This window comes from Pseudomonas sp. LjRoot71 (assembly GCF_964253255.1).
Lineage (GTDB): Bacteria > Pseudomonadota > Gammaproteobacteria > Pseudomonadales > Pseudomonadaceae > Aquipseudomonas.
Genome location: NZ_CAXURA020000001.1, coordinates 1,027,820 through 1,050,335 on the forward strand (window position 1 = coordinate 1,027,820; position 22,516 = coordinate 1,050,335).

Annotated in this window: 25 protein-coding genes; 9 read left to right on the forward strand and 16 right to left on the reverse strand. The window is 60.7% G+C overall.

What is annotated here, in order from left to right:
• Positions 1-23 precede the first annotated feature (23 nt).
• On the reverse strand, positions 24-311 hold the full coding sequence (locus ACSQ17_RS04905) for a hypothetical protein (RefSeq protein ID WP_436067815.1): 288 nt from the start codon (positions 309-311) through the stop codon (positions 24-26).
• 258 nt (positions 312-569) lie between these two features.
• Between ACSQ17_RS04905 and ACSQ17_RS04910 the strand changes: the two genes are divergently transcribed.
• Positions 570-776: a hypothetical protein gene (locus ACSQ17_RS04910; RefSeq protein WP_233686510.1), complete on the forward strand. Its 207-nt coding sequence runs from the start codon at positions 570-572 to the stop codon at positions 774-776.
• A gap of 73 nt (positions 777-849) precedes the next feature.
• Here ACSQ17_RS04910 and ACSQ17_RS04915 read toward each other — a convergent pair whose 3' ends face one another.
• Together ACSQ17_RS04915 and ACSQ17_RS04920 are read right to left on the reverse strand one after the other, a co-directional pair.
• Complete coding sequence (locus ACSQ17_RS04915; RefSeq protein ID WP_233686511.1) at positions 850-1,434, reverse strand: YajG family lipoprotein; 585 nt, start codon at positions 1,432-1,434, stop codon at positions 850-852.
• Between the two features lie 124 nt (positions 1,435-1,558).
• Complete coding sequence (locus tag ACSQ17_RS04920) at positions 1,559-2,596, reverse strand: IS630 family transposase (protein ID WP_126624845.1); 1,038 nt, start codon at positions 2,594-2,596, stop codon at positions 1,559-1,561.
• A gap of 119 nt (positions 2,597-2,715) precedes the next feature.
• On the opposite strand from ACSQ17_RS04920, the gene ACSQ17_RS04925 reads away from it, so the two are divergent.
• Positions 2,716-2,949 carry a hypothetical protein gene (locus ACSQ17_RS04925; protein ID WP_436067816.1) on the forward strand — a complete coding sequence of 78 codons (234 nt, stop codon included), beginning with the start codon at positions 2,716-2,718 and terminating at the stop codon, positions 2,947-2,949.
• 449 nt (positions 2,950-3,398) lie between these two features.
• Positions 3,399-4,901 carry a malate dehydrogenase (quinone) gene (mqo, locus tag ACSQ17_RS04930; RefSeq protein ID WP_436067817.1) on the forward strand — a complete coding sequence of 501 codons (1,503 nt, stop codon included), beginning with the start codon at positions 3,399-3,401 and terminating at the stop codon, positions 4,899-4,901.
• 66 nt (positions 4,902-4,967) lie between these two features.
• Here the strand turns inward: mqo and ACSQ17_RS04935 are convergent, their stop codons facing one another.
• The 3 genes from ACSQ17_RS04935 to ACSQ17_RS04945 all read right to left on the reverse strand — a co-directional run bounded on the left by ACSQ17_RS04935 (position 4,968) and on the right by ACSQ17_RS04945 (position 6,256).
• Complete coding sequence (locus tag ACSQ17_RS04935; protein ID WP_436067818.1) at positions 4,968-5,330, reverse strand: PilZ domain-containing protein; 363 nt, start codon at positions 5,328-5,330, stop codon at positions 4,968-4,970.
• Positions 5,331-5,390: 60 nt separating this feature from the next.
• Entirely contained in the window at positions 5,391-5,813 is a 423-nt protein-coding gene (locus ACSQ17_RS04940; RefSeq protein WP_436067819.1) for a DUF4124 domain-containing protein, read from the reverse strand.
• A gap of 68 nt (positions 5,814-5,881) precedes the next feature.
• Positions 5,882-6,256, reverse strand: coding sequence for a tetratricopeptide repeat protein (locus tag ACSQ17_RS04945; protein ID WP_436067820.1), 375 nt, complete (start codon positions 6,254-6,256; stop codon positions 5,882-5,884).
• A gap of 149 nt (positions 6,257-6,405) precedes the next feature.
• On the opposite strand from ACSQ17_RS04945, the gene ACSQ17_RS04950 reads away from it, so the two are divergent.
• Positions 6,406-7,206, forward strand: coding sequence for a tetratricopeptide repeat protein (locus ACSQ17_RS04950; protein WP_436067821.1), 801 nt, complete (start codon positions 6,406-6,408; stop codon positions 7,204-7,206).
• 86 nt (positions 7,207-7,292) lie between these two features.
• On the forward strand, positions 7,293-8,744 hold the full coding sequence (pyk, locus tag ACSQ17_RS04955; RefSeq protein ID WP_233686518.1) for a pyruvate kinase: 1,452 nt from the start codon (positions 7,293-7,295) through the stop codon (positions 8,742-8,744).
• Between the two features lie 62 nt (positions 8,745-8,806).
• Here the strand turns inward: pyk and ACSQ17_RS04960 are convergent, their stop codons facing one another.
• From ACSQ17_RS04960 to ACSQ17_RS04970, 3 genes are read right to left on the reverse strand one after another with little or no spacing between them, the layout of a single operon-like run.
• Positions 8,807-9,580: an enoyl-CoA hydratase gene (locus ACSQ17_RS04960; RefSeq protein ID WP_233686519.1), complete on the reverse strand. Its 774-nt coding sequence runs from the start codon at positions 9,578-9,580 to the stop codon at positions 8,807-8,809.
• Positions 9,581-9,626: 46 nt separating this feature from the next.
• The gene (locus tag ACSQ17_RS04965; RefSeq protein WP_436067822.1) at positions 9,627-10,568 is read right to left on the reverse strand and encodes an iron-sulfur-binding ferredoxin reductase; all 942 of its coding nucleotides are present in this window, start codon (positions 10,566-10,568) and stop codon (positions 9,627-9,629) included.
• Entirely contained in the window at positions 10,561-11,688 is a 1,128-nt protein-coding gene (locus tag ACSQ17_RS04970) for a diguanylate cyclase domain-containing protein (protein ID WP_436067823.1), read from the reverse strand. The genes ACSQ17_RS04965 and ACSQ17_RS04970 overlap by 8 nt, the downstream gene beginning before the upstream one ends.
• A 289-nt stretch (positions 11,689-11,977) precedes the next feature.
• Between ACSQ17_RS04970 and ACSQ17_RS04975 the strand changes: the two genes are divergently transcribed.
• Positions 11,978-13,501, forward strand: coding sequence for a fumarate hydratase (locus ACSQ17_RS04975; protein WP_436067824.1), 1,524 nt, complete (start codon positions 11,978-11,980; stop codon positions 13,499-13,501).
• Positions 13,502-13,562: 61 nt separating this feature from the next.
• Here ACSQ17_RS04975 and ybaL read toward each other — a convergent pair whose 3' ends face one another.
• Complete coding sequence (gene ybaL / locus ACSQ17_RS04980; protein ID WP_436067825.1) at positions 13,563-15,281, reverse strand: YbaL family putative K(+) efflux transporter; 1,719 nt, start codon at positions 15,279-15,281, stop codon at positions 13,563-13,565.
• A gap of 540 nt (positions 15,282-15,821) precedes the next feature.
• Between ybaL and ACSQ17_RS04985 the strand changes: the two genes are divergently transcribed.
• Positions 15,822-16,475: a TIGR04211 family SH3 domain-containing protein gene (locus ACSQ17_RS04985; RefSeq protein WP_436067826.1), complete on the forward strand. Its 654-nt coding sequence runs from the start codon at positions 15,822-15,824 to the stop codon at positions 16,473-16,475.
• An 85-nt stretch (positions 16,476-16,560) separates the two neighbouring features.
• On the opposite strand, the gene ACSQ17_RS04990 is transcribed toward ACSQ17_RS04985, so the two are convergent.
• From ACSQ17_RS04990 to ACSQ17_RS05000, 3 genes are all read right to left on the reverse strand, one after another.
• On the reverse strand, positions 16,561-17,595 hold the full coding sequence (locus ACSQ17_RS04990) for a sensor domain-containing diguanylate cyclase (protein WP_436067827.1): 1,035 nt from the start codon (positions 17,593-17,595) through the stop codon (positions 16,561-16,563).
• Between the two features lie 124 nt (positions 17,596-17,719).
• Entirely contained in the window at positions 17,720-18,061 is a 342-nt protein-coding gene (locus ACSQ17_RS04995) for an FKBP-type peptidyl-prolyl cis-trans isomerase (RefSeq protein WP_090255266.1), read from the reverse strand.
• Positions 18,062-18,112: 51 nt separating this feature from the next.
• A complete protein-coding gene (locus ACSQ17_RS05000) occupies positions 18,113-18,625 on the reverse strand; it encodes a MarR family winged helix-turn-helix transcriptional regulator (protein WP_090255268.1) in 513 nt (170 codons plus the stop codon).
• Positions 18,626-18,707: 82 nt separating this feature from the next.
• Between ACSQ17_RS05000 and ACSQ17_RS05005 the strand changes: the two genes are divergently transcribed.
• Together ACSQ17_RS05005 and ACSQ17_RS05010 are read left to right on the forward strand one after the other, a co-directional pair.
• Positions 18,708-19,613 carry an EamA family transporter gene (locus ACSQ17_RS05005; RefSeq protein ID WP_436067828.1) on the forward strand — a complete coding sequence of 302 codons (906 nt, stop codon included), beginning with the start codon at positions 18,708-18,710 and terminating at the stop codon, positions 19,611-19,613.
• 26 nt (positions 19,614-19,639) lie between these two features.
• Entirely contained in the window at positions 19,640-20,650 is a 1,011-nt protein-coding gene (locus ACSQ17_RS05010; RefSeq protein WP_436067829.1) for a DUF4917 family protein, read from the forward strand.
• Here the strand turns inward: ACSQ17_RS05010 and ACSQ17_RS05015 are convergent.
• From ACSQ17_RS05015 to ACSQ17_RS05025, 3 genes are all read right to left on the reverse strand, one after another.
• The gene (locus ACSQ17_RS05015; protein ID WP_436067830.1) at positions 20,647-20,949 is read right to left on the reverse strand and encodes a ribbon-helix-helix domain-containing protein; all 303 of its coding nucleotides are present in this window, start codon (positions 20,947-20,949) and stop codon (positions 20,647-20,649) included. The two genes, ACSQ17_RS05010 and ACSQ17_RS05015, sit on opposite strands and share 4 nt — an antisense overlap.
• A 188-nt stretch (positions 20,950-21,137) precedes the next feature.
• Complete coding sequence (locus ACSQ17_RS05020; protein ID WP_436067831.1) at positions 21,138-21,719, reverse strand: DJ-1/PfpI family protein; 582 nt, start codon at positions 21,717-21,719, stop codon at positions 21,138-21,140.
• A gap of 190 nt (positions 21,720-21,909) precedes the next feature.
• A complete protein-coding gene (locus ACSQ17_RS05025) occupies positions 21,910-22,323 on the reverse strand; it encodes a hypothetical protein (RefSeq protein ID WP_436067832.1) in 414 nt (137 codons plus the stop codon).
• Positions 22,324-22,516 lie beyond the last annotated feature (193 nt).

Here is a 22,516-nt window from a genome sequence, read left to right on the forward strand (position 1 = left end):
GTTTTTTATGACCTGCCGTGCACTTACAAGCGGGTACTGGCCCAGGACAGGCACAACGCCGCCACCAGACAAACCGCCGCAAAGCGGTAGAAGAAGCGGTTCAGGCGCTCTGTAGGCTCATCTAGGGCATAGGCCTGCTGCGTCATTTCATTCAGCTGATTGCCCGCCAGCAGACGCGCCACCGCACGCTGCTCACGCAGGCGCGTAGCCAGCAGCAACCAGCTTCCCGCCAGGGCGACAAACAGCGCCAAACCATTCAGCCACAAGCCAGGCTGCGCCTCGATCAGCCACCAGAGTGTTTGCACAGACATTCTCGATCTCAAGGTTCTTTGAGGGCATGCCAGCTGCGCCGCACACCCCGCACTACGCCCACACAAGCGGCGGGCAGCCAGATACGGCGGCGGAGTCTACAGAAGGATGCAGCGCTCGCGGATCGATTCCGACGAAGCGAAGCCGCTATGACCAGACGGTCTAAACACTGTCATCTGCATGCTCTATGGTCTAACACGAGTTCCCGCACTGCACCCGCAAACCGGGGCCAGACCCGAGCAATCATGGAGGAAAACCGCATGCTGCATGCCCATCCGCAAGACCGCGACTACCTGATCGATTCACTGGACGATGTAGACGCTGTAATCGATGGCCTGTCTTTCAACGTGCAGGACGACCACTGGCTGGTGTATTGCGCCATGGGCGGCCATGAGCATTACGCCCTACCCGATGTCGATACGCGCACCGGCATGAGCCTGCCGGAGTTCTACAGCGAAGCGGCCTGAAACCAGGAACGGCACAACCCAGATACGAAAAAGCCCGGAACAGTCCGGGCTTTTTCATCAAACTCAATCGACTTTACTGGGCGAGCATCTGGCCGATGGTCGGGTCCTTGAAGGCACGGGTCAGGGCGTCGCTCAACACGTCGCTAACCAGTTTGGTGTTGGTTGCCTGGTTCGGTGCCATGCCAAAACGCTGATTCAGCGACGCGCCATAACGACCGCTGTAACGGCGGCTGCTGTTCTGCACATCAACCCGGAAGGTCGCGGTCATGTCGGCCTCGGTCACGTACAGACCTTCTTTCGGTGACTGATATTTCAGATCAGCCAGGGTCAAAGTCAGCTGCGGTGCGTTGTAGGCGTTGGCACTTGGGGTGAAGCCAAGCAGGCGAACAGCGGCTTCTGCCTGTGCTTGTAACTTGGGCAGGATGTCCTGGCCGGTCACACTGATGGCGCTGGTTTCCGGGTACAGACCGCCACGGGTGCCCAGCACCGGGGACGGACGCCCATCTGCCACACGCACCACCACAGGCTGACCCTGGCCAACCGCCGTCAACGGACTATTGAGTTTGGGTTGCGGGCTGAGTTGTTGCGGGCTGTGGGCGCAACCCACCAGAGTAAGGCTGGCAACAGCCACCAGACCAAACAGCAGACGATGCAGCATGCTCAACTCTCCATACAGTAAGGGGCAGAAGTGACGCGCAGTATAACCAGCGCGCCAGGTGCCTGACAGTCATGCGTACTAGGACGCATAACCTGCTATTAACCCGGCAATCAAATACACCAAATCATGCCGCGTAGGCGATACGTGGATGCCGGAAATAAGAACGGATTCTTTGGGGGTGTAATTGCAATCGTCTCATGACCGAGCGAACACGCCCTTCCAGTTCGTCCTGATTACGCGCTGGCAAGCCCGTACGGACCTGATGTTTCAAATCACAATTCAAATACTCGTCAGGATTCAACTCCGGGGCGTATGCCGGCAAGAAGAACAGTTCGATTTGCTCTTTGCGGTCGGCGACCCAGGCGCTCACCTTTTTGCTGTGGTGTACGCGCAGGTTGTCGAGAATCAAGAACACTTTGCGGCCCTGCGCATCGCGAATCAGGCGACCCAGGAAGCGAATCAGCACTGGGGCTGTCAGCGTTTCCCGATACAGCATGAAGCGCAGTTTGCCCCGATTGGTCACAGTGGAAATCATGTTGGTGGAAAAGCGACTGCCGCTGACCTGGCGCACTGGCGTTTCGCCAATAGGGGCGTAGCTGCGGCCAGCCTGGCTGTCACTGCGCATACCGGTTTCGTCGCCCCACTGAATCTCACCATTCTCGGCCTTGGCCCGCTGTGCGATGCGTGGATATTCATTATCCAGCCAGCGCTGAACCACTTCAGGTTTCTGCTGATAAGCCCGATGCAGTGGTCGCTGCGGGGTGTAGCCCCAACGCTTGAGGTATTCACCAACCGTTCGAACCGGCATGAGAAAACCACAGCGCTGGCGGATCAGTTCTCGCACGGCATCACGCGTCCAGAGTGCAAAGCCGAGCTTGAGTTGGTCGGGCATCTTATCGGTCATCAAGGTGCGCACCAGCACTTCCTGGCTGGGGCTCAAACTGCGGCGATCACCCTGGCGCACACCGCGCTGGCCGCCGGCAATGGCAGCCTTTTCGCCTTTGTGTTCTGCGACCTGCGCCCAGTGAGCGATGGTGCGGGGGTGAACACCAACCGCTTCGCCAATAGCCTTGTAGGTGTAACCCTGCTCACGCATGCGCAGGGCCGTGGCGCGCTTTTCACGCTGTTCTTGGGGGCTGAGTTTGCGGGCATCTGTTTTCATGGAGACAGATTATCCGATATGCCCTATTTATTTGCCAGGTTAATAACAGGTTCCCGTAACGTCCCTGTCATGCAGTTCGGGCATAAGACTTTAGTCTTCCTCGCAGCTGGATCATTGCCATGTTTTCGCTACGCAACCTGCTTGCTCCACGCCGTCCGATGCGCTCGTTTGCCCTGCTCGACGCTCGAGGCATCTGCCGCGCCCTGCGCCAGTCAGCCCAGACACCACAAGGCTTTGGCTGGATCGAAGTGCAACACAGCTGCCTGAATTGGCTCAATCGACCGCTGCCTGCCGGGGCGCGAGTCGCCCAGGTCACGCCCTGCCTGCCCCTGCAACAAACGCTGGCGGCCTGACCGGCGGAAGAAGAAAAGTCACACCAGGCGATCAATTTTCCTGCTTTGCCCTTATAATCGCGCCCCGACTATAAGGACGCCTCCTGTTCGGGCCTTGCCGTATCGCTGATGCTTGATGCACCAGCTCTGCCCCAGAGAGTCGCCCACTTCGCGCTGCCTCCGGCTGCTGCTTACTCCCACGTAAAGCACCTGCATCCCTGCATGGCTGCTCTATGTCGTTGAGAAGCGCGCCCAGCAGACGTGTTTTGAGGTTCACGACTCCAAAAGAGCGTGAAAAGAACGGTTTGGAAAACTTCACAAGAGTGTGGCGAAAATGAACGATCTCGCGGTTGGCATCTGCATCCAGAAGCCTGCTTCCCTCAACCCTAAGCGTCTCGGCGACTGCTGATCGGCTGTGTTCACACAAGCTAACTAACGTCTTTTGAGTGCTGGTTTGCGGAGAAGTGGTAATGGCGCAGAACGATTACGAAACAGTGGATGTGGTGCTGGTGGGTGCCGGCATCATGAGTGCGACCTTGGCCGTGCTGCTGAAAGAACTCGACCCGGCGATCAAGCTGGAAGTGCTCGAGATGATGGAAGCCGGGGCGGTTGAAAGCTCCAACCCCTGGAACAACGCAGGCACCGGCCACGCTGGCCTGTGCGAGCTGAACTACACGCCGGAATCGGCGGACGGTTCGATCGACATCAAGAAGTCGGTGACCATCAATACCCAGTTCGAAGAGTCCAAGCAGTTCTGGGCCTACCTGGTCGAGAAAGGCCGCTTCGGTTCACCCAAATCGTTTATCAACCCGGTGCCTCACCTGAGCTTCGTGCGCGGCCAAAAAGGTATTGATTACCTGAGGAAGCGCTTCAACGCGCTGACCGCACACCATGCCTTTGCAGACATGGAATACACCGAAGACCGCGCCACGCTGGCCGAGTGGATGCCTCTGATGATGCCGGGGCGCGATGCGCACGAGCCGATCGCCGCGACCCGCGTCATGGCTGGTACCGACGTCAACTTCGGCAACCTGACCAAGAGCCTGCTCGCGCACCTCGGCCAACAGGCCGACGCCAAGGTTACCTGCAAGCAGAAAGTGGTTGGCCTCAAGCGCAGCGGCCAAGGCTGGCTGGTCAGCGTCAAGGACCTGCAGAGCGGCAACAGCCGTGAAATCCAGGCCAAGTTCGTCTTCCTCGGCGCCGGTGGCGCGGCGCTGCCGCTGCTGCAGATGTCCGGCATTCCGGAAGGCAAAGGCTTTGGCGGCTTCCCGGTCAGCGGCCAGTGGCTGCGCTGCGACAACCCAGAGGTGGTCAAGCAGCACCAGGCCAAGGTTTACAGTCAGGCAGCCGTGGGCTCGCCGCCCATGTCCGTGCCGCACCTGGATACCCGCGTGGTAGACGGCAAGACCTCGCTGCTGTTCGGCCCATACGCCGGCTTCACCACCAAGTTCCTCAAGCGCGGTTCGTTCCTTGACCTGCCGCTGTCGATCCGCTTCAACAACATCGGCCCGATGCTGGCAGTGGCGCGCGACAACTTCGACCTGACCCGCTACCTGGTCAAGGAAGTGCTGCAATCCGAAGCCCAGCGCCTGGAAACCCTGCGCGGTTTCTATCCGCTGGCCAAGGCTGAGGACTGGAGGCTGGAAATCGCCGGTCAACGCGTGCAGATCATCAAGAAAGACGCGAAAAACGGTGGCATCCTGCAGTTCGGTACCGAACTGGTGGCGGCCCAGGACGGCTCGATTGCTGCCCTGCTGGGTGCCTCGCCAGGCGCCTCGGTGACCGTGTCGATCATGCTCGACCTGATCCAGCGCTGCTTCGGTGAACAGCTCAAGACTGAGCAGTGGAGCCGCAAACTGAACGAAATCTTCCCGGCCCAAGGCGCTGTTCTGGCCAAGGATGCCGAGCGTTACCGCGAAGTGCAGTCGCGCTCCGATGCGCTGTTGCAGCTGGAGGAAACCGTCAGCGCCTAATCCGCCTGGCCATAAAAAAACCGCCTCTCAGGGCGGTTTTTTTATGGCCGATCAATGGTGGCGGGCTTAGGCCGACGCCGCCATCGGCCGGAAGCTGAAGTAATGGCGCAGCGCATCGACCATCTCCACATAGTCCGCTGGCGGTGCCACCAGGGCGAACCCCGAGTCGAAGCAGCCCGGCGTTACATCCTCACGGCACCACTGACAGGTGGCGGAAAAATCGATGTAATGCGGCGCATCGTGCGCGGGAATCTTCAGGCGCATGTCAAAGCGCGCGCCCACCAGCAGGGGCAGCTGGCTGATCAGCATCAGACCGTCCAAGGAGACGTTACCGATATAGCCCATGGGCTTATCGGTGATGCGATTGAACACCTTCAGGTAGTAGGGCAACTGATGGCGTTCGATGCTGCGCTGGATATGCTTGGGCATAGTGGCAAATCGCTATAGATGGCCATTGAGTATGGCCCCACTACTGTGCTTAAACCAGTTTCAGGAACAGCGTTCAGACACTCGGTTCTGCAGTTGCTGACGAGCGGTATCGACCTGCTCGTCGCTGTAAAAGCTGCGCTGGCCATCCGCTTCGGTACGGTAATAGCTGCGCCCTTCGGGGATCGAGGCCAGTTGTCTGCGTAGCTCGCGACACTCCTCGGCACGTTTGGCCTGGTTTTCCGCAGCCACCGCCGAAGCCTGCGCCTGCTCCTCGCGGCGCGCGTCATAGAAACGATTAGTGCGTTCTTCGCGCTCGCGGGTCAGTTGGTCACGCTCGACCACCTGCGGCTTGACCTCGACCTTCTCGGCCCCAGCTGCCGCTGGACGCTGGCCGAAATGCACCTGGCCATTGGCATCGGTCCAGCGATAGATTTCCGCAGCCGCCAACCCCGGCAATAACAACAGGCACAACAAAACGCGCATGGATTCCCTCCCGTAAAACCTCAGCTTACTGCCGAGTAGAGCCTTTTATGGCCTGTGACGACCAGCGGTTAGGGCTTGACCGGGGTGACCTTGACCGCCGCATCGACACCCTCATGCCCCAGTTGACGCAGGGTATCCATGCGCGCGCGGGCACGGTAAGCGTACTCGCTGGCCGGGTAATGGGTGGCAATGAACTGATAGGTCTGCATGGCATCGACGAACAGCGCCTGGCGCTCCAGACACTGACCGCGCAGCAGCGAGATTTCCGGCTGCATATAGCTGCGCGAGCGACTGCTGCGCTCTGCCCTGGACAGCGAAAGGATCGCCTCCTCACATTCGCCACGGTCATAAGCCTCGTAGGCATTGTTCAAATGCCTGTCCAGACTGTGCCGGCTACACCCTGCCACGCTCAGCGTCAGCAGTAAAAAAATAAGTACTCGCATAAGCCTCTCCTCCGATGAGCAGTGTATCGACTGCTGGGGAAAATTCTGCAGCAACATATCCTCTGATGGGTAATGCCGCCAGCCACTTGGCCGCCGCCCACACGCCTGACTAGACTGGCGCGCAACGGCCATTGCGCCCAGGAGCTGTCATGTCGTCTTTCTCTCGCCTGCTAGTGCTGCTGTGTACCGCTTTGTTGAGCGCCTGCTCACCCACCACACCGCTGTTTATCGCGCAGATCACCACCAACGAAGTGGTCGAATACAAAACCCTGAAAAACAACCGCATGCTCGCCGCCATCGAGGATGAAGGCGACCTGCTGACCTACAGTGCCCAGGCCATCCGCGATGCAAAAAGCGAGCAGGCCGAACAGCTGTACCTCACCGGCTACCGCGACGAGAAGCTCAGCGACGAAGTGCGCGCCATCTCGCTGTACCAGATCGGCCTGCTGTATATGAACCGCTTCAACGAACAACGTGACGACAACAAAGCGCTCAACTACTTCTACCAGGTACTCAACCAGTTCCCTGCCAGCCGCGCCGTCGAACGGGCCGAGGCGCGTATCGTGATGATCCGCGAGCGTGCAGACGAGCCAGTACACAAGACTTCACGCGAACTGCTCGCGCACTGGAAGCCTAATCAGCAACTCGACCTGTACAAGCCCAGCCTCGACACGGACATGACCCTGCTGTCGCGCCGTGCCGTGCTGAAAAACCGCGTCGGCGAAGCCGAAGAGCTGTACCTGTTGGCCTTGAGCGACCCCGGCATCCCCGCTGACATCAAGGAAAAGGCCCTGTACCAGCTCGGCCTGATGTACCTGGCTCCGGATAACCCACAAGCCAACCGTGACAAGGCCATCACCTACCTGCGCCGCCTGCTGGTGCAATACCCGGCCAGCGACCTGAACAACAAGGCCGCCCGTCACCTGGATCAGGCGCTCAACCGCGGCTAGCGCCTGGCAAGGTAGTGCAAAGGAACAATGACTACAGGGTTGCGGCATAGTAGCCTCGCGCTCAGCTGCCACTCAGGAGTCTGTGCATGACCTTCCGCCGCACCAAAATCGTCGCCACCCTCGGCCCATCCAGTAACAGCCCCGCCGTACTCGAACAACTGATTATCGCCGGCCTGGATGTCGCCCGCCTGAACTTCTCCCATGGCTCGCCCGACGAGCACAAGGCTCGCGCCAAGCTGGTGCGCGAACTGGCCGCCAAGCACGGCCGCCACGTGGCCCTGCTCGGCGACCTGCAAGGCCCGAAAATCCGTATCGCCAAATTTGCCGACAAGCGCATTGAGCTGCAGGTCGGTGATCGCTTCACCTTCTCCACCAGCCACCCGCTGACTGCCGGCAGCCAGACCATCGTCGGCATCGACTACCCGGATCTGGTCAAGGACTGCGGTGTCGGTGACGAGCTGCTGCTCGACGACGGTCGTGTGGTCATGCGCGTGGTGGAAGCCACCGCTGATGCGCTGCACTGCGAGGTGCTGATCGGCGGCCCGCTGTCTGACCACAAGGGCATCAATCGCCGTGGCGGTGGCCTGACCGCGCCAGCCCTGACCGAGAAGGACAAGGCCGACATCAAACTGGCGGCCGAAATGGAGCTGGATTACCTGGCGGTGTCCTTCCCGCGTGATGCCGCAGACATGGAATATGCGCGCCAACTGCGCGATGAAGCCGGCGGCACTGCCTGGCTGGTCGCTAAGATCGAACGCGCCGAAGCAGTGGCTGACGACGAAACCCTCGATGGCCTAATCCGCGCCAGCGACGCGGTGATGGTCGCTCGTGGCGACCTGGGTGTGGAGATCGGCGATGCCGAGCTGGTGGGCATCCAGAAGAAAATCATTCTGCACGCGCGCCGCCACAACAAGGCGGTGATCACCGCGACACAGATGATGGAGTCGATGATCCAGAATCCGATGCCGACCCGCGCGGAAGTCTCCGACGTGGCCAACGCCGTGCTCGACTACACCGATGCGGTGATGCTCTCGGCGGAAAGCGCTGCCGGCGCCTACCCGCTGGAAGCGGTGCAAGCCATGGCGCGCATCTGCCTGGGCGCGGAAAAGCACCCAACCAGCAAGAAGTCCAGTCACCGCATGGGCACGGAGTTCGAGCGCTGCGACGAAAGCATCGCCCTGGCGGCCATGTACACGGCCAACCACTTCCCCGGGGTGAAAGCCATCATCGCGCTGACCGAGAGTGGCTACACACCGCTGATCATGTCGCGCATCCGTTCTTCGGTACCCATCTTTGCCTTTTCTCCACACCGCGAAACCCAGGCTCGTGCGGCCATGTTCCGTGGCGTCTACACCGTGCCGTTCGACGCGGCGGCACTGCAACCGGGCGAAGTCAGCCAGGCGGCAGTGGACGAACTGCTCAAGCGCGGCGTAGTGCAGGCCGGTGACTGGGTGATACTGACCAAGGGCGACAGCTATCACACCATTGGCGGCACCAACACCATGAAGCTGCTGCATGTCGGTGAAGCACTCGTGTAACTGCTGCGCTGCAACGCAAAAGGCCGCTCAATCGAGCGGCCTTTTTTGTTTGCTTCAAGGCATCAGGCAAACTTGCTGAAGTCCGGTGTACGCCGCTGCATAAAGGCCGTCAGCGCCTCGATGGCTTCCGGCGAACGCAGGCGCTGGCCGAACAATGCGCCCTCTTCCTCGATCACTCGGCGCAGTTGCTCGCGATCCGGCGCGCGCATCAGACGTTTGCTATCGGCCACTGCCGCTGGAGCCAACTGTTGAAAGCGCATCGCCATTTCACGGGCCTTGGCCAGAGTTGCCTCACCGCTCTCCAACGCCTGATTAGCGATGCCCCAGGTTGCGGCCTGCTCACCGGTAAAGCTCTGCCCAAGCAGCAACAATTCGGCAGCGCGGGCATGACCGAGCAAGCGCGGCAGGATCAGGCTGGAGCCGTACTCGGGACACAGGCCCAGGTTGACGAAAGGCATCTTTAGCGTGGCATCGCGGCCAACGTAGACCAGATCGCAATGCAGCAGCATGGTCGTGCCAATGCCCACGGCAGGGCCGTTAACCGCAGCCACTACCGGTTTGCTGAACTCGAACAGCGCTTGCATAAACTGGAACACTTCGCTGTTCAGCCCGGTGGGCGGTGCCTGGATAAAGTCGGCGACATCGTTGCCGCTGGTAAAGCAGCTGTCGCCGCCAGTAATCAGCACGGCGCGCACGCTTTTATCCTGATCGGCCTGCACCAGCACTTCGGCCATGCCGCTGTACATGGCGCGGGTCAGGGCATTTTTCTTGTCGGGACGGTGCATGCGCAGGGTCAGCAGGCCTTGTTCACGCTCAACCAGCAGGTGCTCGCTCATCATCATTCCTCACGGCAGGCCACCCGCGAGCTGAAAACCTGAACGGCTAGCGCGCGTGGGGCAAAAAGACGTCAGCAAAAACCTGGCTACGCGGTACACCCGCCAGATACAGGCGGCGCGCAAAGGTTTCGACGCTGTCGGGGTGGCCGCAGAGTAAGGCGAGGGTTTGCCGCGAAACAAGGCGTAGTTCGGCCAAAGCAGCCGGCAACTCGGCCGCGCAAACCAGCTCGACCTGCAGCTGCGGATGGCGGGCCGCCAACACCCGCAGCGGCTCGGCCAGGTAATGCGCAGCGGCATCATGGGCCAGGTGAATAAGCCGGATAGCACCCTGGTGTTCCTGGCGCAGTGCCTCGCGCAAAACGCCATACAGCGGCGCCAGCCCGGTGCCGGCGGCCAACAGCCAGAGCGGACGGGTCTGCCAATCCGGGTCGTAATGCAGGGCACCGCCGCGCAGCTCGCCCAGACGCAGGCTATCACCCGCCTGGAAGGCCCGCGCCGCCGTGGCAAAGGCACCGCCCTGACGACAATCGATGTGCAATTCCAGCCAGGGGTCTTCGCCAGGCAGGCTGGCCAGCGAATAGGGTCGGGCAATACCGCTCTCGGTCCACAGTTGCAGGTGCTGGCCGGCGCTGTAGCGCAGCGGCCGCTGTGGGGTCAGGCGCAGGCGCAGCACATGCGCACTCAGCCAATCGCAGCTGTGAATCAGCGCGGGCGCAGCATCACGCTGCGGATCGAACACGTCGACCTGTACATCGCTCATCACCTGGCATTGGCAAGCCAGTCGCCAACCCTGATGACGTTGCGCGGCATCCAGGGCCTCGGGCTTGGCATCGTGCAGTTCGCCGGCCACACAGCGCACCAGGCAGGCATGGCAACTGCCGGCGCGGCAGCTGTAAGGCACGGCGATGCCAGCCGTCAGCAGGCTATCGAGCAGATTGGTGGCGATCGCAACGTCAAGGCAGTGCTCAGCGACCCGCAACTCAGGCATCCACGTCCTCCCAGGTCGCGGCACAGCGATTACGGCCGTTGCGCTTAGCCTGGTACAGCGCCTGGTCGGCACGTTGCAGGGCGTCATCGAGGTCATCATGCATGGTCAGCAGGGTCATGCCGATGGACACGCTCAGGCTCTCCACCTTCACGCCCAGCGGTTCGGCGCGGCTAAAGGCTTCGCGCAGGCGCTCGCAGCAGGCGGTGAACTGATCGGCTTCGGTATTGGGTAACAACAGCACAAATTCCTCACCGCCATAACGGGCCACCACGTCGCCATCACGCAGACAGGCGCGGGCCACGGCGGCAAAGGTTTGCAGTACACGGTCGCCAGCAGCATGGCCGTGCACATCATTGATGCGTTTGAAATGGTCCAAGTCGAGCAACGCCAGGCCATGCTGGCGGTCGTGGCGCAGGTTGTCCAGCTCGCGGCTGGCCAGGCGCAGGAAGTGTCGACGGTTGCACAGGCCGGTCAACTCATCGGTGGCCGCCAGGTCTTCCAGCTGACGCATCATGCCGCGCAGGGTGTCCTGGTGCGCTTGCAGAGCAAAACGCCGTTGGCGCATGCGCTGCCGCATGGCTTGAGCGTAACTGGCAAACAGGCACAACCAGATCAGCACGCCGGCCAGCACACACACCTGCATCAACGCCACACGCGGGGCACTCAGCTGGAAGGTGTAGGCCTCATAGAGGTTCAGCCCGGCAAAACCGAAGAAGGCGAACAGCGCGCAGCGGGCAAACACCCGGGGCGGCAGCTGAAATACCCCGAACAGCAGAATCAGCATGTACAGCACCAGCATGCTGCCACGGCCTTCATTGAACAGCGCCAGCAGCACTGTCAGCCAGGACAGCGCCACCAGCACCTGCGCTTCGGTAAGGCTGGGGTCGGCAAAACGCAGGTTGGCGCGCGAGAGGAACAGCCCGAGAAATGCCAGTTGGCTGATGGCCGCCAGCACAGTCAGGCTCACGGCAGTGAATGGCGTGGCATGAAACAGCCCAGCCAATACCCCAATCCAGCACAGCAGCCCGGTCAGCCCATAGGTAGCCGCTGCCATGCCGAAACGCTTCAGCAGCAGACTTTGCAGCGTTCGCTGGGCACCCTTTGGGCTGCTTAGACTCATGGGGAAATGGGCTCCATCCCATGCTGGCATCTAGCCGCCACTGTACCCCTGTGATCACAAAATGCCTAGGCCGTGCCCGCGTCATTTAGTCGGCTCGGGAAAACGATCAGCGACCATGGTCGAGGCCCGTACAGGTGTCCGCCTGGCGGCGTGCGCGGTATACTGCTGCGCCTTTTTATCTTGTCCTTTGGCCTTGCCCTTTGACCTTGATAGCCCTGCGCCGGGCCGTGCCCTTGCGCTCTTCGAAGTTCCTGCCCTACTCCTAGCCCTACAAAAAGGAGCGCCAAGCATGACCGTGATCAAGCAAGACGACCTGATTCAGAGCGTCGCCGACGCCCTGCAGTTCATCTCCTATTACCACCCCGTGGATTTCATCCAGGCCATGCATGAGGCCTACCTGAAGGAAGAATCCCCGGCCGCGCGCGACTCCATGGCGCAGATCCTGATCAACTCGCGCATGTGTGCCACCGGCCATCGCCCGATCTGCCAGGACACCGGCATCGTCACCGTGTTTATCCGCGTCGGCATGGACGTACGCTGGGACGGCGCGACCATGAGCGTCGACGACATGATCAACGAAGGCGTACGCCGCGCCTACAACCTGCCGGAAAACGTCCTGCGCGCCTCGATCCTGGCCGACCCGGCCGGTGCGCGTAAAAATACCAAGGACAACACCCCGGCGGTCATCCACTACTCCATCGTCCCTGGCGGCAAGGTGGAAGTGGACGTCGCGGCCAAAGGTGGCGGCTCCGAAAACAAGTCGAAGATGGCCATGCTCAACCCGTCCGACTCGATCGTCGATTGGGTACTCAAGACTGTCCCGGAAATGGGCGCCGGCTGGTGCCCGCCAGGCATGCTCGGCATCGGCATCGGCGGCACCGCCGAGAAGGCCGCAGTAATGGCCAAGGAAGTGTTGATGGAGTCCATCGACATCCATGAGCTGAAAGCCCGTGGCCCGCAGAACAAGATCGAGGAAATGCGCCTCGAACTGTTCGAAAAAGTTAACCAGCTGGGCATCGGCGCCCAGGGCCTGGGCGGCCTGACCACCGTGCTCGACGTGAAGATCATGGACTACCCGACCCACGCCGCCTCGCTGCCGGTGTGCATGATCCCCAACTGCGCCGCCACTCGTCACGCCCACTTCGTGCTGGACGGCTCCGGCCCAGCCGAACTGGAAGCACCGGACCTGGACGCTTACCCGGAAATCGTCTGGGAAGCGGGCCCAAGCGCGCGCCGCGTCAACCTCGACACCATCACCCCGGAAGAGGTGCAGAGCTGGCAGCCGGGCGAAACCGTGCTGCTCAACGGCAAGATGCTTACCGGCCGCGACGCCGCGCACAAGCGCATGGTCGACATGCTGAACAAGGGCGAAGAGCTGCCGGTGGACCTCAAAGGCCGCTTTATCTACTACGTCGGCCCGGTCGATCCGGTCGGTGACGAAGTGGTAGGCCCGGCGGGCCCGACCACAGCGACGCGGATGGACAAGTTCACCCGCCAGATCCTCGAAAGCACTGGCCTGCTGGGCATGATCGGCAAGTCCGAGCGCGGCCCGATTGCCATCGACGCGATCAAGGACAACAAGGCCGTGTACCTGATGGCTGTCGGTGGTGCGGCTTACCTGGTGGCCCAGGCGATCAAGAAGTCCAAGGTACTGGCCTTCGCCGAACTGGGTATGGAAGCCATTTACGAGTTCGACGTGAAGGACATGCCGGTTACCGTGGCGGTCGACACCAAGGGCGAGTCCGTGCACATCACCGGCCCAGCGATCTGGAACAAGAAGATCCACGACAGCCTGGCCGTCGAGATCAAGTAAGCCTTGCAGCAAAAAACAACAAACCCGGCCATGTGCCGGGTTTGTTGTTCAAGGGGAGCGGTTAATGGGCCTTGCTCGCCGCCTCAGCCGGTGGCGAGAAGCGCGACAGAATGTGCGCCTTCATCCCGCGGGCCAGCTCTTCTTCATCAAAGAACACCTGTCCCAGACCGTCTTTGCGGAACATCTCCACCGCATCCGGGCTGTGGGTACGGATCACCACGTCGATATCCGGGTTCAACGCCCGCGCCGTTTCCACCATGCGCTGCACGTTCATCGGATCCGGGGTGGCGATGACCAGCATCGCCGCATCGGCGATATGTGCCTGGATCAGCGTACCGGGCTCGGCCGAGTCCCCCGTTACAGCCACCAAACCCTGCCCACGAATCTGTTCAACGCGCTCACGGTTCTGCTCAACCACCACGAAGGGAATATTGCGCTCGGCCAGGCTGCGGGTAATCCGCCGCCCAACCCGGCCATACCCCACCACCACGACCTGCCCTTTGAGGTACTTGTGCTCGGTACTCATCGGCAGCACGGCCAATGGGTCCTCGCGGTGCTCAAGTTTGCGCGCCAGGGCCGAGCGATGCAGCGCCAGCTCCTTGAGCGGCTTGATCAGGGCAAACAGCGCCGGGTTCAGGGCAATCGAAATCAGCGCACCGGCCAGCACCAGGCTCATGCCCTCCTGCGGCAACAAGCCCAGCGTCATGCCCAGTCCGGCCAGGATGAAGGAGAACTCACCGATCTGCGCCAGGCTCGCTGCCACGGTCAGCGCCGTATTCAACGGGTAACGGAAGGCCAGCACCAACGCGGCAGCCGCCAGGGTCTTGCCGATCACGATGATGCCGACCACTGCCAGCACATGCAGCGGCTCCTTGATCAGCACCAGTGGGTCGAACAGCATACCAACCGAGACGAAGAACAGCACCGCAAAGGCATCCCGCAGCGGCAGTGACTCTTCCGCCGCACGGTGGCTGAGGTCGGACTCGCGCATCACCATACCGGCAAAAAATGCACCCAGAGCAAAGGACACCTGGAACAGCGCGGCCGCGCCATAGGCAATACCAATCGCCGCCGCCACCACCGACAGAGTGAACAGCTCACGCGAACCGGTCTTGGCCACATGCATCAGCATCCAGGGCAGGATACGTCGCCCGCCCACCAGCATCACCATGATAAACACCGCCACCAGCAGCAGGGTCTTGCCGAGGGTGTACCACAGCGGATCGCTGCCCATCTCGGCGACAGGCGTCCCCCCCAGCACACCGGCCAAAGGCGGCAGCAAAACCAGCACCAGCACGGTCACCAGGTCCTCGACCACCAGCCAGCCAACGGCGATGCGCCCGTTCATGGACTCAAGAATGCCGCGTGACTCCAGCGCCTTGAGCAGCACCACGGTACTGGCACACGACAGTGACAGGCCAAACACCAGCCCGGCACCAAAACTCCAGCCCCACCAATGCGCCACTGCCATGCCAAGCACTGTGGCAAGGCCCATCTGCACCACCGCTCCAGGCAAAGCGATCTTCTTTACCGACAACAGATCGTCGAGGGAGAAGTGCAGACCCACGCCGAACATCAGCAGCATCACGCCGATTTCTGAAAGCTGCGCGGCCAGCTGAATGTCCGCGACAAACCCAGGGGTTGCCGGCCCTAGCAGAATGCCCGCACAGAGATAACCGATCAGCGCCGGCAGTTTTATCTTCTCGGCAATAAAACCGAAGATCAGCGCCAGACCAAAACCACCTGCCAAGGTGGTGATCAAGGAGATGTTGTGTTCCATTCAGAATCCTCTGCAATGGGTGATTGGGGTGGTTTGCCAGCCCTGCACATGGCAAACACAAGCACCTCAACGGGACGCAGACGCTCCCCACAATGGCGCACGCAAACGGCAGGCGAACTGCCAGACCATCCATGGCCTCGGTGCTGTTTATCGCTGGCAGGGCAAACAGCACAGATAATCGCTATTAATGCTTTTAGTGAATAATAAAAATATCCTTTAGATCAATAAAAAATTAGCCGCACGACCACTGCCATGACGAATGGCAATACGTTCTACCGCTATAACGCACAAATTATCTGCATGAATCGCTCCCCTATTGCTGGCCACTCATCCCTATCCGCGATTGCGCAGTGAACTCCCCGCACGTCGTCCGGGTCTGTCTGCTGTCGGCCACTGAGGGTGGATCTGCTGGCCATTTGCCCAGCAGGCCACTGCATTGCAGCGCCCCAGATCGCTCATCTGCCCGCAGCAATGTGCCTGTCCGACCTTTAATCGCACCTGCCCGCAGGGTTTCATTCAATTGCCATATGAAGACAGCCCATGTCCCTATCCCGTCACCTCCCCTCATGTACTCGCCCGCTGCATAACCTCGCCCTGAGCGTTTGCCTGCTCGGCAGCTTGAGTGCACACGCAGAAGAGCCCGCCAGCAGTGCACGCTGGGTCAGCGACAACCTGAACACCTATGTACGCAGCGGCCCAACCGACGGCTACCGGATCGTCGGCACCCTGGTTTCCGGGCAGAAAGTTACCCTGCTGCAAACCTCCGGCGATTACAGCCAGGTGCGTGGTGAAAACGGCAACGCCGTATGGATTGCCAACCGCGACCTGCAGCAAGTACCCGGTCAAGCCGAGCGCCTACCGCAGCTGGAACAGCAAGTGGCGCAACTGAGCAGCGAACTGGAAGGCATCAACGACACCTGGAAAACCCGCGTGCAAGGCATGCAGGAAACCCTCGACTCACGCAAAAGCCTGATCGACGAACTGCAAACCGCGCGCTCGGCGCTGGACAGCGAGCTGAGCCGAGCCAACTCCGAATTACGTGAACTGCAAGCGCAGCTCGGCGAGGAAAACCAGCAAGTGCTGATGCGCTATATGGCCTACGGCGGCAGCATTGCCGGTGCAGGGCTACTTGCCGGGCTGATTCTGCCGACCATGCTGCGGGTAAGGCGCAAGCGCAATGATCAGTGGGTCTAGTGTCTCGGCTCTGAGACACGCACAGACAGGGCCATACGCCAATGTTTGCAATGGCTATAGCGACCTGTAGTGATAGACCTCGCCCCTACAACCTTTGACGTTTACGCTGCTGTTTCACCTTGTACATCTCGCGGTCTGCCAGCATGACAGCCTCGTCCGCAGTCATGCTGCCCGGCAGCACCGCCGCCACCCCAACACTCGCGCCGGGATAGTCGATATGGCCAAGCCCATTACCCAACTCATATCGACCTACCGTCGCTTGGGTCAGGCGATCCTGCATGAGATGGGCAGCAGTTTGCATATCACTCGCCAGGTCGAGATGTTTGGCTGGCGTGCTCACCGCAATCACGATGAACTCATCGCCACCGACGCGCCCGATGGTGTCGCTGCTTCGGAGGCGCTGCTGCAGTTGGGTGGCTACGCCACGGAGAAACTCATCCCCTGCCTGGTGGCCATAGGTATCGTTGATGAGTTTGAAACCATCCAGGTCAATGACCCCAACGAGCACGTACGAATGTTCGCGCAGGGCCTGGACTAACAAGCGAGCGACATCGTTGAGGATGGCACGGCGGTTGGCCAAACCCGTCAGGGAATCTGTCAGCGCCAGAGTGGCCAACTCGGCATTGGCAACCTGCAGCTGCTCAACCAGCACTTCACGCTCAAGGGAGTAGCTCAGCAGCCCAGAGAGCAGCATCAGCAATGGCTCAACATCCGGCGCACGGGCCACCTGATCCGAACTCGCGGCACAGACGGTGCCCAGTACCCGGCCATCCACGGATCTGATTGGCGCACTCACATAGGTTCTGATGCCCAGAGCGACGGCGGCCTCCGAGTCGCCCCAGCATTCAGCAACGTTGTCCGAGTACATACGGTTTTCGTCCAGTGCCCGCTTGCACAGCGTATCGGCCCACGGCACGACCAACCCTTCGGGAATCAACATGCCGCCCACGTTACGGGCGAACTCGACCCGCTGGACACCTTCCTCGGTATCAATGGTCGTCAAATAGGTCGATTCCATTCCGGTGACCTGACTGAGCAAGGCCAGCAAGGGGCGCGTGAGTTGCTCCAGCGTTCGCGCTTTGGGGATGGTTTCAGACAGCAGGGAAAGTATTTGATCCATGTGGATACGCCGGCAGCTAGGAGGGCAACTCGATTGTCGACCAATCGGCGGTTTACTGAACAGTGTTGGACTTCACCAAACTAAAAAGACCCGCAGCAGAAACTCATTGCAGATTCACAGTTATCTAGTCATCGCGCGTCAGCACTTCCAGCAACTCAATCTCAAAAATCAAATTGGAATGCGGCTTGATATGCGCACCGAACTGACGTTCGCCATAGCCCAGGTGCGACGGAACAAAGAGTTTGCGTTTGCCACCGACTTTCATGCCCATCAGGCCCTGGTCCCAGCCCTTGATCACCCGGCCGGTGCCGATCACGCACTGGAAGGCCTTACCGCGATCATAGGATGAGTCGAACTTGCGGCCATCTTCGAGGAATCCGTTGTACTGGGTGGTGATCAGCGCACCTTTGACCACTTCCTTGCCGTCACCCAGTTGAATATCTTCAATCACCAGTTCATTGCTCATTACTCACCTCGTCTATTCGCCAGGCCTGCTTATGGCCGGGTTTGCAGAAAATCACTCGCCAGTCGGCTCCAGCACCGCCAGCAGCTCGGATAGCCGCGCTTCCAGTTGCGCCAACTCGCTGGCGGCAATCGGCGCCAGCAGGCGCGCTTCATTGGCGACATGCGCGGTTACCGCGCGGTCGATCAGTTCCAGGCCGGCCGGAGTCAGTTGCACCAGCAGGCTGCGCGCGTCGCTGGGGTTGGCCTGGCGGCTGACCCAACCTGCGGCTTCAAGCTGCTGCAACTGCCGGGTCATGGTGCCGGAGGTGACCATCAGGGTCGAGAACAGTGTGGTCGGTGCCAGGCGGTAAGGCTCGCCGGAGCGACGCAAGGTGGCCAACACGTCAAACTCCCAGGCGGTCAGGCCAAAGCTGCTGAACAGTTTGTCCAGCTCACGCCGCAACAATGCCGCACAGCGCCCGAGCCGGCCGATCACGCCCATCGGGCTGACATCCAGATCCGGCCGCTCGCGGTGCCACTGCTGAAGAATTGCATCGACCGCATCCATCTGTCGCTGAATTGCCATTGGCTTACCTCTGGAAATTTATCTTGAACTCAAGACAAGTCGCTATTAGCCTCGCATTTTATCTTGAATGCGAGACAAATGCATGGACCACTCAACATCGCGTAGCTCCTGGCTGGATGTGTTGATCACGGCTTTAGCGCCGGCCATCTGGGGCTCGACCTATATCGTCACCACCGAGATTCTGCCACCCGATCGGCCGTTTACCGCCGCGCTACTGCGCGCCCTGCCTGCCGGTCTGCTGCTGGTGCTGTACAGCCGCTACCTGCCCCGGCCTAGCGAATGGCCGCGTTTGCTGGTGCTGGCGGCGCTGAATATCGGCTTCTTCCAGGCGTTGCTGTTTGTCGCGGCGTACCGTTTGCCGGGTGGCTTGGCGGCGGTGGTCGGGGCGATTCAGCCGCTGCTGGTGATGGGCCTGGTGTGGTCGATGGATGGTCAAAGGCCGGCGTCTGTGGCGGTTGCTGCCAGTGTGATCGGGATTGCCGGCATGGCTGCCCTACTGCTGGCACCTGGAGCGAGTTGGGACCTAATCGGCATTGCCGCCGCCTTTATCGGCACTGCCTGCATGGCGAGCGGCACCTACCTGACGCGGCGCTGGCGACCGACTGTGCCGCTGCTGGCCTTTACCGGTTGGCAACTGCTGATTGGCGGTTTGTTCCTGCTGCCGGTGGCCTGGCTGATTGACCCGCCGCTGCCGCCGCTAAGCCTTATGCAGTGGCTGGGCTATGCCTACCTGTCGTTGTTTGGCGCATTGCTGGCTTATGTGCTGTGGTTTCGCGGCATCGCTCGCCTCGCGCCGGTGGCGGTGTCGTCATTGGGGCTGCTCAGCCCGCTGGTGGCAGTGACTCTTGGCTGGGCATTGCTCGGCCAGAGCATCACCGGCGTGGCGCTGCTGGGCTTGGTTGCGGTGCTGGGCAGCATTCTGGCGGTGCAATGGGCCGCAGCGGCCAAGCCGGCAGTTGTCGCGCCCCATGTTAAAGTCGCGCCCTGATACGGCCAAAGCGACAACTAGCAACCATGCAAACCCCGGCATTTACTGGCGAACTGGAAGACTGGAATACCCTGAACAGCAGCATCGGTTTTTCCGAGTTGCTGATCGGCAATGGCGCGAGCTTGGCGGTATGGCGCAAGTTTGCCTACTTCTCGCTGTTCGACGAGGCGCAGACCACGCGCAATCGCCCACTCAGCCCGACCGAACTCAGCGTGTTCCGCGCCCTGGATACCAGCAATTTCGAGCAGGTGCTCAGCGCGCTGAAGAACAGCATCCGGGTCAATGCCGCGCTGACCATCAACTCCTCGTCGCCGCGCCATCGCTATTTCGCCATCAAGGAAGCGCTGATCCACGCCGTGCGCGCGGTGCATATTCCCTGGAGCCAAATGCAGGCCACCAGTCTGGCGCAGATAAACAGTGCGCTTAGCCAGTACCAGACGGTGTATTCCGGCAATTACGACCTGCTCAACTACTGGGCCGTGATGCAGGCGCCGGACGCGTTTGAAGACATGTTCAGAGGTGCGGATTCAACCTTCGACCCAGGCAACAGCCAGCGCCAAGGCCATGCTACGCGCATGCTCTATCTGCACGGCGGCATGCATCTGGTAAAGAACATCGACGGCAGCACGCGCATTCTCAATTCATCGGAAAGCACCTTGCTGGCCAGTTTCGCCATCAACCAGCTGGGCGATATTCCGCTGTTCGTCAATGAAGGCAGCAGCGCGGACAAGCTCAAGGCCATCCGCAGTTCTGACTACTTGTCGTTCTGCTACAGCCAGCTGGCGCAGCCCAAGGACAGCCTGTGTATCTTCGGCCACAGCCTGGCGGCGCAGGATCAGCACCTGACCCAGGCACTGCAACAGGCCGGAGTGAAAACCCTGGCCATCTCGATCTATCCGCATAACCCGCTGTTTGTCGCCCAGCAGAAGCAGCACTACGCCAGCCTGTTCGCAGAACAGCAGGTGGAGCTGCGCTTTTTCGATGCGCTCAGCCACCCGCTGGGTGACCCTGCACTGCGCATCCCTACTGGCGTTTAAGCCTGGATCGAACGCACCAGACTTAACTCGGCCGGCGCACGGCGCTGGCTGAGGTAACGGGTGCAGCTGACGCGCAGGAACGAGGCGAAATTCACCACCTCACCGCGGTAGTCCATCACCTCGTCATACAGCTTGGTGATCAGCTGATTGGTGGTCATGCCATCGACTTCGGCAATTTCGCGCAGGATGTCCCAGAACTGGTTTTCCAGGCGCAGGGTGGTGACCACGCCACGGATGCGCAGCGAGCGGGCACGGGACTCGTAGAGAATCGGATCGGCTTTGACATACAGCTCGCACATGGCGGCTCACCTCCCTAAATGCGGGGCCTGACTGGCCCCGGCAGTTTAGAACCTGTTTACGATCTGCTGCGCGTCGGCGCTACTGCGTTAAAAACAAGCTCGGAATGCTCATTTACCACTCGTAAACTCCGCTTCCTCGCTTGTTTTTGCCTTGTATCGCTCTAGCTCGCAAGATCGTAAACAGGCTCTTACAGCGTGATCTGTGTACCGAGCAGACCGAGGAATGCGGCCAACCAGTTGGGGTGCGCTGGCCAGGCCGGCGCGGTGACCAGATTGCCCTGCACATGGGCCTGGTCCACGGCGATATCGATATAGCGCCCGCCAGCCAGGGTGACTTCCGGGCCACAGGCCGGGTAGGCACTGCATTCACGGCCTTGAAGCACGCCAGCAGCGGCCAGCAGTTGCGCGCCATGGCAAACCGCCGCAATCGGCTTGCCGGCCTTGTCGAAGGCCTGCACCAGCGCCAGCACCTGAGCGTTCAGGCGCAGGTACTCCGGGGCACGACCACCGGGGATCAACAAGGCGTCGTAATTTTCAGCCTTGACCTGAGCGAAGTCGAAGTTGAGGGCGAAGTTGTGCCCCGGCTTTTCGCTGTAGGTCTGCTCGCCTTCAAAATCGTGGATGGCGGTGCGCACGCTCTGTCCGGCGGTCTTGTCCGGGCACACGGCGTGCACCTGGTGACCGACCATCAGCAGTGCCTGAAACGGCACCATCACTTCGTAGTCTTCGACGTAGTCGCCGACCAGCATGAGAATCTTCTTAGCTGCCATGTGCCTGCTCCCTTCAATGAATTGAGAAGCACAGAGTGTTATCCCGATCAGCCGGCAACGGGTAATAACCCGGTACTACAACGCTCGCGACCGCGAGCAAGCCAACGCTGCGTAGGGTGTGCCGTGCCCATCAATGCAGGCGACTGGTGCGCGCCGCGCACCCTACAACGGCAGGCTAGCGTGCCCTCAGCTACACCAGCACTTCCTCATCACGTAGCAGCACATAGGTACAACCGCTGTCATCTTCCAGGTAGTCGTGCACATAGAACATCACGACTTCACCCAGGCCGGGCTGGGCGGCCACGTAATCACCGATGTCCACGGTGAAATGGCCTTTGGAACCCGGCTTGGCTTCGCACTCGATGCGCGCATTGACGAACAGCTCCGGCGCGCTGTCGCCGAAATAATCTTCACGCTCTGCAGCATCCCAATCGGCCGGGGCTTCGAACGGGCCGCAGAACAGCACCTTGGCATCACCCAGATCCACTTCCTCGGCTTCCGGGTCCTGGTCATCGGCGCGATACACCGTGCAGTCCTGCGCGTCAGGGTTTTCCAGAATGGCCAGACGGGCCGCCAGTTGTTGCTCAGTATCCATAGGGGGCATAGCTATCTCCGAGCGTTTTGGCGATTAAGAGCAGGGCAAATCCAGCCGGCAGTCCATCTACCGGCAAGGCCTAGCAGGCTATGGGCTGTTGCGCTTGCAGTGCAAGCGATGAAATGCCCGCAGCCACCTTACGCAGAATATTTTGCGACTTAATTTGGCGTTAAGCCTGCAGGCAGACACTCACTCCCAAGTT